This is a genomic window from Pseudoalteromonas sp. TAB23 (assembly GCF_000498075.1).
GTDB classification, from domain to species: Bacteria; Pseudomonadota; Gammaproteobacteria; order Enterobacterales; family Alteromonadaceae; genus Pseudoalteromonas; species Pseudoalteromonas arctica.
This window is the reverse complement of sequence record NZ_AUTP01000239.1, coordinates 1-9,774: the sequence shown is the minus strand read 5'-3', so window position 1 is coordinate 9,774 and position 9,774 is coordinate 1. Positions and strand designations below refer to the sequence as shown.

The 9,774-nt window shown below is 37.1% G+C and carries 10 protein-coding genes; 8 read left to right on the top strand and 2 right to left on the bottom strand.

Translation table 11 applies throughout. The features are described 5' to 3' along the window. The 3 genes from L654_RS0114425 to L654_RS1000000127630 all read left to right on the top strand — a co-directional run. On the top strand, window positions 1–965 hold a 965-nt coding region (locus L654_RS0114425; protein ID WP_024608230.1), incomplete at its 5' end, for a transposase. A 562-nt stretch (window positions 966–1,527) separates the two neighbouring features. Beyond that, window positions 1,528–1,866, top strand: coding sequence for a YkvA family protein (locus tag L654_RS0114420; RefSeq protein WP_024608283.1), 339 nt, complete (start codon window positions 1,528–1,530; stop codon window positions 1,864–1,866). A gap of 149 nt (window positions 1,867–2,015) precedes the next feature. Next, window positions 2,016–2,210 carry a MerR family transcriptional regulator gene (locus tag L654_RS1000000127630; RefSeq protein ID WP_076915513.1) on the top strand — a complete coding sequence of 65 codons (195 nt, stop codon included), beginning with the start codon at window positions 2,016–2,018 and terminating at the stop codon, window positions 2,208–2,210. Between the two features lie 357 nt (window positions 2,211–2,567). Here the strand turns inward: L654_RS1000000127630 and L654_RS0114410 are convergent, their stop codons facing one another. Continuing rightward, window positions 2,568–3,596: a methionine synthase gene (locus L654_RS0114410; RefSeq protein ID WP_024608282.1), complete on the bottom strand. Its 1,029-nt coding sequence runs from the start codon at window positions 3,594–3,596 to the stop codon at window positions 2,568–2,570. A gap of 65 nt (window positions 3,597–3,661) precedes the next feature. Continuing rightward, window positions 3,662–4,639 carry a DUF1852 domain-containing protein gene (locus tag L654_RS0114405; protein ID WP_024608281.1) on the bottom strand — a complete coding sequence of 326 codons (978 nt, stop codon included), beginning with the start codon at window positions 4,637–4,639 and terminating at the stop codon, window positions 3,662–3,664. A 614-nt stretch (window positions 4,640–5,253) separates the two neighbouring features. On the opposite strand from L654_RS0114405, the gene L654_RS0114400 reads away from it, so the two are divergent. The 5 genes from L654_RS0114400 to L654_RS0114375 all read left to right on the top strand — a co-directional run bounded on the left by L654_RS0114400 (window position 5,254) and on the right by L654_RS0114375 (window position 9,595). After that, window positions 5,254–6,003, top strand: coding sequence for an ATP-binding protein (locus L654_RS0114400; RefSeq protein ID WP_024608280.1), 750 nt, complete (start codon window positions 5,254–5,256; stop codon window positions 6,001–6,003). Window positions 6,004–6,138: 135 nt separating this feature from the next. Beyond that, window positions 6,139–7,152, top strand: a complete 1,014-nt coding sequence (locus L654_RS0114395; RefSeq protein WP_024608279.1) for a DUF5924 family protein — start codon at window positions 6,139–6,141, stop codon at window positions 7,150–7,152. A gap of 72 nt (window positions 7,153–7,224) precedes the next feature. Next, the gene (locus L654_RS1000000128700; RefSeq protein WP_024608278.1) at window positions 7,225–7,461 is read left to right on the top strand and encodes a hypothetical protein; all 237 of its coding nucleotides are present in this window, start codon (window positions 7,225–7,227) and stop codon (window positions 7,459–7,461) included. A gap of 393 nt (window positions 7,462–7,854) precedes the next feature. Next, the gene (locus L654_RS0114380; protein WP_024608277.1) at window positions 7,855–8,658 is read left to right on the top strand and encodes a hypothetical protein; all 804 of its coding nucleotides are present in this window, start codon (window positions 7,855–7,857) and stop codon (window positions 8,656–8,658) included. A gap of 277 nt (window positions 8,659–8,935) precedes the next feature. Then, window positions 8,936–9,595: an NAD(P)H-dependent oxidoreductase gene (locus L654_RS0114375; protein WP_024608276.1), complete on the top strand. Its 660-nt coding sequence runs from the start codon at window positions 8,936–8,938 to the stop codon at window positions 9,593–9,595. Window positions 9,596–9,774 lie beyond the last annotated feature (179 nt).

Below are 9,774 nucleotides of genomic sequence, written 5' to 3'. Positions count from 1 at the left end.
CAAGAAAGCGTCAAGTAAGTTTGGTTGATACAAAATACTATCACTGTATTTCACGCTGTGTTCGTCGTGCATTTTTATGTGGAGAAGACCGTTTTACTGGTCAATCTTACGAGCATCGACGAGGGTGGGTTGAAGATAAGCTGCTTGAATTAGCAAAGGTATTTTGTATTGATGTATGTGCTTATGCCGTAATGAGTAATCACACCCATTTGGTACTATATGTAGATGATAAGAAAGCAAACAGGCTGAATGATAAAGCGATTGTTATTCGCTGGCATAAACTCTGTAAAGGCACATTGTTAACGCAAAAATATGTACAAGGTGAAAAGCTAAGTAAAGTTGAACTCATCTTTTTCAACCAAACGGTTAAACAATACCGCGAACGCCTAGCAAGTATTAGCTGGTTTATGCGGTTGTTAAATGAAGACATTGCGCGCAGAGCAAATAAAGAAGATAACTGCACAGGACGATTCTGGGAGGGTAGATTCAAATCGCAAGCATTACTAGATGAAGCAGCACTTGCAGCGTGTATGGCCTATGTCGATTTAAATCCCATTAGGGCTAAAATGGCTAACACACCAGAAGAGTCAGACCATACCAGTGTACAAAAGCGCTTAACATGCGCGACAGAAGGTAAACAGCCTAAACAGTTACTACGTTTTGCAGGTATGCCACGTCAGATTATGCCTAAAGGACTGCCGTTTGAGCTTAAATCGTACCTTGAACTTGTTGAGCTAACAGGGCGAATAATACGAGAGGATAAACGCGGCTATATTGATAACATGAACCTACCTTTGTTAGAAAGGCTTAATATATCCCCAGAGAACTGGTTAAAGCTGACTACGCAATTTACGCGCGTATTTCATGGTGCAGTAGGCAGGCCCACTTCACAAGCAAGTTACTGTGAAAACTTAAAGCGGAAACGGCGATCAAATATTAGCAACTGCGAAAAGCTACTCGCATAATACTTAAGCTACTCAGTAAAACCATTCAGTAAACATTAAAACTGCAATTATGTAGTTATTATCATGCGTGTAATTCAGGTTTTAACGTGCTAATGACTTATTTAATGGATGAAATAAAAGTAACCCAATATTAAAAGATAAATTCTCAACCTAAAAGTGAATAGCCAGATTAAAAATAGAGTGGCTGTCTTGTTTTCTTGTTTAGTTATTGTTTAGTTAAAATAGGCTTGTTTGGTTACTCGTTAAGAGTGAATCCAAACACGGTAGTAAACCTCAACAACTCCTGAAAACAAAGCCTATTAGCATTATGGTTTGCCGTAATAGGAATCGTACTTATGTATTGATCACCAACTGAAAGGTATATTGATCAGTGTGTCCATTTAATTTATGTAATCAACGCCGTATCAGATGATAAAAGTAAACTAACAATACTTGGCTCAAAAGTTGAGACTATAAAAGAGCCTCTTCTAAATTTGATTACTGATGATTAGGACGGCCTGAAAGCGATAAAATCAAGTGCTTAAGTGATAGGGGTTTTCACTCAGAAATGGAGTAATTAAAATTGTCAGATAATAAATTTGAAAAAGAGTTTAGCGAAAATAGTTTTTGGGATAAAACTAAAAACTTTGCAAAGGTTGCAGGAGAAACAGTCCTAGAACCAGCACTAAAGCTATATTACTCAGCTCAAGATTCAGACACACCGACTTGGGCTAAAACTACAGTTTATGGGGGCCTTGGGTATTTTATTTCGCCAATAGACGCGATCCCTGATATTACACCTATCATAGGTTATTCTGATGATCTTGGTGTTTTAGTCGCAGCAATTGCGGCTGTAGCTGCTTATATTAAAAGTGAGCATGCGATAAAAGCAAAAGAAACATTAAAACAATGGTTTGGATAAATAAAACAAGCTGCTTAAACGGATTTTAAACAGTTGGCTGCGCTCTTGCCTAGCACATTGTAACCAACTATTTGTCATCGCTTAGTGAATAAACAAAACACTCATCAACCCATGGCTCGTTATAAGTTTGGTACTTATGTACATCGGCGATGCATCAAAAAATAGTGCTAATCAGGCAGCCTCAAAGCAAAGGTCGTTACAGGGTATATGAAGAGTCAGATATTGAGATTCTTGTATTAATTAAAGAAGCTAAGCAGTTAGGGATAACATTGTCTAAACTTCAAGGCGTTATAGTTTATACCAATGGTAAGGTTGACTGGTTAAAAAAAATATTTTTAAAATAAATAAAACAGCTCGTATTGTGATCACAATGGATACTCCACCTTGGTATTATTCTTTATTTCAAGGGGCTCCAGCCATTAAACAGTTAAAGACATGTACACTAGTGTTTGTTGGTTTTCAAAAAGTAAAATGATCGGTTCAATTATAAACTCTACGGAAGAATCTAGAATAAAATGGACTAATGATGTGTCAAAATTTGGGTTTACAGCTAATTAAAATTATAACAACACGCCCTGAGATGGACAGCAAGCATTTAAGCTCACTTTCCACCGCAAGTTTTAACAGTGGTGTTCTCTTACTTTTCAATGCCGTTAGGTAAGTTGATTCATCGTAGGGCGTATGTAGATTTAAACCCGACTTTACTTATTTAGTTCTTTTCTTATAATTTCAGCCCCAGCGCTCAAGGCATTTAGTTTACCTCTGGCTATATGGTGAGGTAGTGGAGCCATGCCGCAGTTTGTACACGGGTAGAGTTTGTCGGCATCTACAAATTGCAGTGCTTTACGTAGCGTATTAGCTACTTCTTCTGGCGTTTCGATAGTATGATTTGCTACATCAATTGCGCCTACCATTACTTTTTTACCGCGAATGAGTTCTAGTAAATCCATTGGTACATGCGAGTTATGGCACTCTAGTGAGATAATATCGATATTAGATTGCTGAAGCTTAGGAAATGCCTCTTCGTACTGTCGCCATTCGCTTCCTAGTGTTTTTTTCCAATCTGTATTGGCTTTAATGCCGTAGCCGTAGCAAATATGCACAGCTGTTTCGCATTTAAGACCTTCAATTGCGCGCTCTAAACAGGCAATTCCCCAGTCGTTCACTTCATCAAAAAATACGTTAAACGCGGGCTCATCAAATTGGATGATATCAACGCCTGCAGCTTTTAACTCTTTTGCTTCTTGATTGAGAATTATGGCAAATTCCCACGCTAGTTTTTCGCGGCTTTTATAATGATCGTCGTAAAGCGTGTCAATCATTGTCATTGGGCCTGGCAATGCCCATTTAATAGGTTGTTTGGTTTGCTTGCGTAAAAATTTAGCGTCTTCAACAAACACAGACTTTTGACGGCTGACAGGGCCCACAACTGTAGGTACGCTTGCGTCGTATCGGTCACGAATTTTTACTGTTTTGCGTTTTTCAAAGTCAACGCCATTTAGGTGCTCTATAAATGTAGTTACAAAATGCTGCCTTGTTTGCTCACCATCGCTAACAATATCAATACCTGCTTGTTGTTGGTCGAATAATGACAAGCGTAGGGCGTCGTGTTTGCCCTGGGTTAATTCATCACCTTGTAATTTCCAAGGTGACCAAAGTGTTTCTGGCTCTGCAAGCCATAAAGGCTTAGGTAAACTGCCAGCGGTAGATGTAGGTAGTAATTTTTTCATAATAAATAATGCCGTATATTTTAGTTAATTATTAAACGTATCGTTAAGCGCGTTACTATTAGTTGTTATGACAGATAGCGAGTAGAGAATTGCTCAAGAACCGTTTGGTACGGCTTGATAAAATGCTCTTGTGCAAACTTGCCTTGCTCGTTTGCTAATTTGCCGCGCTCTTCTCGGTCATACACAATTTGCGTTAGTGAGTGGTCCAAGTTTTTTAAGTTTGGTTTATATGATTTACCCGCTGTTGCGTTGGCATTATAAATCTCTGGTCTGTAGATTTTTTGAAACGTTTCCATCGTACTAATGGTGCTTATAAGCTCAAGATTGCTGTAATCATTAAGTAAATCACCAAAGAAAAACAATGCCAAAGGCGCTGCACTATTTGGCGGCATAAAGTAACGTACCTGCAAGCCCATTTTTTTGAAGTATTGCTCAGTTAAAGACGATTCATTTGGTTCGTATTCTACGCCAAGTACCGGGTGTTGGTTTTCGGTGCGGTTGTAGGTTTTGTTATCTGACACACTTAGGCATATAACCGGTGGTTTTTTAAAGTTTTGTTTGTATGTATCCGAATTTACGAATGACTGAAATAGCTTGCCATGTAAAACCCCAAAGTCATTAGGAATACTAAATTGAGGCTTGCCTTTGTTATGCTCTTGTAGGAGTACGCTAAAGTCGTAGTCGCGCACATACGATGAAAAGTTGTTTCCTACAATGCCTTCAATGCGCTTATTAGTTTTATGGTCAACAATATTTGTTTTTAATATTTCGATAGAGGGGAAGCTTTCGCCGCCATCTTCAATACCTATCTCAACAGAGACAATTTCAAGCTCAACAGCATAACGCTCACCTTTGGTGTTATCCCAGTGGGCTAGGGCATTAAAACGGTTGTTAATCATGTTTAAGGCGTTACGCAAGTTTGCTTTGCGGTATTCACCTCTGGCTAAATTAGCAAAGTTGGTTGTGATACGCGTATTAGTTGATGGATGATAATTTTCATCGAGTGAAACGCTCTTTATATTAAATGTAAAATCTTTTTTCATCGTGTTTATATCCAATTTTATAATTTAAACCTGATTGATGCTCTGCGCTTTATTAGCCTTGCAACTTACTTAGCTGGTTTTGTTATTTAGCAGCTTTAAGTTGTTAGCAATAGTGTTTAGCGCTAAGGGATGAGTAATTTATACGTTGATTGGTATATGAAGAAAAACGGTTTAATTTCACATAAAACATGAGTCATATTCATTAATCATTATTGTTAAATTCGATTACGTAGTAATTGACGATAAAAAGGCATAAATCGATAAAAATAAAAGATAGATGTTTAGCCGTTTAGACTTCTTTGGTGGTGGCGTGCACTTTATTCATGTTGAACATGAGGAATATTCAAAGGGGTTTTTTTATAGCTATAACAGTACATTAGCCAAATTTTTAGTATGTTAAGTCGCTGTTTATAATAAATGTCGTCACGGGTAAGTTCCATCTAGCTATATAAGTAGATACCTTAGCTAATCTAATCTCAAAAGATAAACCGACTTTTCTAAGTACGTATATAAATGCTTGTAAATTAATAAAAGGCTATAAACCATATTAATGGCAATGCCAGTGCGTTAAGTAAGTTATACTCGTTTTTCATCACCTCACCTATTGAGTATTCGTGGATATCAAAGGCACTTGTATTGCATCAACTATTGATGAGCATGGCCCTGTTTATGTATATCAAACAAAAAAAAATCTTATTCTCAGCTTTGACGGAAAAATTTATCAAAGCTGTATTAAATTAAATAATATAAACGGGTTAAGCTTAGCTTATACGCAAGCTATGATGGCTGCGCTTTTTTTTATTCCACACTTAAAAACCGCGATGATAATGGGGCTTGGGGCGGGCTCTATAGCAAAAAGTCTTTATCATGCGTTTCCTGCACTGACCATACATACCGTTGAATACCGTAAAGCCGTGGCTGATATGGCTATAAAATATTTTGAACTGCCTGTGTCAGAACGTTTGTTTATTCATATTGATGATGCGGCAAACTACATGAAAAAAACGCAGATAAAAACGGATGTTATTTTTTCTGATTTATATAGCTCAGATGGGATGGAATCAGATCAGGTGCAATCATCCTACTTACGCGATTGTAAAAATGCGCTCACTTTTGATGGTGTTTTAGTACTTAATATTTGCCATACCAAAGTTGGGCAGAGGGAAGCGTTTGATCAACTTCTTGAGAAAGAATTTGCAGGAAAGATTCTTAGTTTTATTATTGAAGGCGGTAATAAAATTGTTTTTGCTTTTAACAATAAAATGCCTGTACTTAGTGAGGATGAATTACTTGCTAAGGCTCACACGTTACAAAAATTAATAAACGTACCAATGACGCGCTATGCCGAGCTTTTATTTAATTAAAATGGTTAGTTTGATGTACTGTTAAATGGCGCGTTTAAATCCATCCGTCTATCTGTTGTTCATTTAAACTTGGTTAAACTAATCATACTCTGAATAAAAATAATAAAGTACGTACCTGTACGGAAACACTTATACATGGATTACTGTAAAAATATAATCGCTAAATTTATAAGCGCGATGCAAAAGCGACCTGGATTGTTGGCTGTATTGGCATTTTTGTCGGGCGTTGCTAGCTTTGCACTTGTAGATAGAAAAGAGTCTTTTTCGCAAGTTATTGCGATATTTTTGCTTATTAGTTGGTTGTGGCTAATTATTGATAATTGGTTACGTGACAAAGTAGAAGAAAAGTTTGGTGTGGCTGTATCTCCTAATGTAATGCGTTTTGCGCTACAAATGGTGCAGCAAGAAAGCTTATTTTTTGCTTTACCGTTTTTTTTAGCGGTTACACAGTGGGATCATCCTCAAGCAATTTTTACCTCCCTCATTGTTTTGTGTGCGGTTATATCGGTTATAGACCCCTTTTATTACAAAAAACTTGCTAGAAATCGCACGTTATTTAGTGTGTTTCATAACTTTGCTTTATTCGTTGTTTTGCTTGTTACTTTACCTATTTTGTTGAACCTTACAACGAGCCAAAGCTTAGCCGCAGCCCTTGTAACGGCTGTAGTGGTTACTCTACCGAGTTTAAACAACTTAATGCCTAATGCACGCTGGTGGCGTTTTCCTATTCTTGTATTGATTTTATGTGCTTTGAGCACTGCTGTGTGGCAATTAAGAAGCTTTGTGCCTCCTGCAGCGCTGCGATTAACCGATATTACGTTAGCTCATGAAGTTGATTTACAGCATAAAAAGCCAGTAGGGAGTATTAAACAGTTAGACTCTTATACACTGCACCATCAAGGTTTATATAGTTGGACTGCTGTTAAAGCACCAAGAGGCTTAAATGAAAAAATATTTCATGTGTGGCTTCATAATAAAAAAGAAGTTGATCGGATCACGTTAAATATAAACGGCGGGAGAGAGCTAGGGTACAGAGCATGGACCCACAAGGTAAATTTCCCTAGTGACTCTGTTGGTAAGTGGCAAGTAAAAGTAGTCACCGAATCAGGTCAGTTAATAGGTTTAACGAAATTTACTGTTACACCTTAATTAACTTAGCTGGCTGTATTTTAAACACATAGCTGATATAGTTTTTGTATTCCAAACTAATGGACATAGTTAATGAGTATTGCATTTGAGATTTTTATTTGGCTAATAGTTGAAACTTGTTTGAGCTTCTTGTTTTACTCGACCGGCTGGCTGCTATTAAAAGTGGTAACGTTTGGGCAGTATAAAAGCGAGTTTAAGGATTTTGCATCTTATAAAGCGAGTAAAGCTAGAAGAGTCGACTTAATCTTCTTACTCGGTTTTTGTTTTTATGTTGCACTGATTGTCCTTATGGCTTATTTAAATCACTAAACTGGCCAACAAATTAGGTTAATAATTTTAAGAATAATAAGCAGCTTAATGAGTTATTGCTGCTTATAGTTTTCCCCTTTATCGCACTTTTTTACACTTCCTACTTATACTTTTCCTGTTTTTGCAATAGGGAACACCTCACCGTGAGTACTATAACTATCATTTTAACTATTAAATTAAGTACCTGCTAGAGCATTGCTCGGTGCGTATATAGCTTTGGTTTGTTGGTTGAAATCCGAGCTAATTGCAACTTGTAGTTTATGGGTAATACTTAGTAAATACTTCAAATCTAATAAATAAAACAATATATATGCATCCATTTATTGCGCTAACACGTTTTATAACAATACTATGCGCCACATTTACCCTTTATGATGGTTTTGGACTTAATAAATGACTCACTATTTAAAATATGTATTTGTTATTACGACTCTAGCGGGTGCAAATACAGCTTACGCACAAGCAAAAACACAAGAGCACTATCAAGAGCTTGAAGTGGGTGTAGGCGGAAATATTAAGCATACCCATACTGACGTAAATTATAAAAATAAAGAGTTTGATTTACATATTCACCCATTATGGGAAAGCCGATATGTAACCGAAGGTCGAGATAACCTTGCCGGTAATGGTATTGTATCAATTGCTACTGAGTTTAATTATAAAAACTTTGCGGTGATCCCTTGGGCGGCAAAAGGTATTAGTAGTGATTATTCAGAGCTTAATTTAAATGCTATTTATACCGCTCACTTATCTGAGCGGATAGAGATGTATGTAGGTTATAACTATATTAAAGCTCGTGAAGAAGGCATTGATGCTCACGATAATGAGCTAAGCCTCGACTTTGCTTATCTCTATGCAGACGATATTCAGTTATTAAGTAGTGTTTATCATTCATTTGATGCCAGCGGTACATTTTTGGAGCTGGCAGTAAAAAAAGATTTTTATATTAACGATTTACTATTATTGGATATTCAATCGGGCGTGGGGTTTAATGCGGGGTATGTTAGTGATGGGCACAACGGAATTAACAACGTAAAGTTTACTGCAAACTTGTCGTATCAGCTTTTTAATCAGTTAGCCTTATACACATATACAAGCTATAGCATTGCCGTTAATAAAGATGAAAAACGCTTTGCAGGTGACGAGACACTTCGAAATATATTTTGGGGTGGTGTAGGGCTAAGTTATCAATACTAGGGAGTGTTTGCTTTTCGAGGGTGAGTTTGCAGCAGTGTGTTTTACTTTTAGGCAGTTCAGAGCCTACTGGGTAAAACTCTTGCTGCATGATTAAATCGATCTTAGGATCAAATAGTAACACACGATAAAATATGTTTAACGGCGCGGTTGTTGCTAAATTCAGTTTTAAATTTAATTATTATTATGCTTTGAATCAATAAACAATGCGTATGTGTAATACACAATAACTAAAAAATGTTAGTGTTTAGCTATCGTTTAAAAAAGTTGAGAATTACATATGAAGTTTTTAGTATTTTTAGGCACAGTACGCGATAGCACTCCACCAAAGCCAGCTCGCTTAGGTTTAAGGGTTTCTAGGGCTTGTATAGAATGCTTAACAGAGCATTTTGGCGATCATGAGTTTGAGCTAATTGATGCGTTGGACTTTCCTAGCGAAAACGTATTTAAACCACACTTTGCATACGCTAAAAGTAATGCACCTACAGAGCTCACTCTATTAGCTGATAAAATTAAAGCCGCAGATGGATATATAATGATTAGTCCTGAGTACAATCACAGCATGAGTCCAGCCCTCGCTGACTTACTTAATCATTTTGGTAGCTCACTATTTTCGTATAAACCAAGTGCAATAGTAACTTACTCAGCAGGACAGTGGGGTGGTGTAAGAGCGGCCATTTGTATGCGTACTTTTTTATCTGAACTTGGCTGTTTGCCGGTATCGGCTATGATCCACGTGCCAAAAGCGCAAGATGTGTTTAGTGAGGATGGCAAACCTGTTGCAGGAGAGAGTCAATCATCGTGGTTTAATTATTTCTCACGCACGTTTGGCCAACTAATATGGTGGGCGCAGGCTGCTAAAGAGCATACCGAGGTGGTTGACCCGCAAAGTTTGCTAAAAAGCTTTAAAACAGATCCTTCTCAGCGCAATGCGCCTTAATACCCGCTAACTAATTGTTTGGATTGATTATAGAAACATAGCTGCATATAGTGGTATCATTAACGCTACATATTTTTAATAATGCATAATACCAATTCGCAATAATAGTTAATCAATTTAAGGGATTAAATCGCTAACTGCATTAAAAGTTTCTGATATAGAACAACTCAATAACGAAA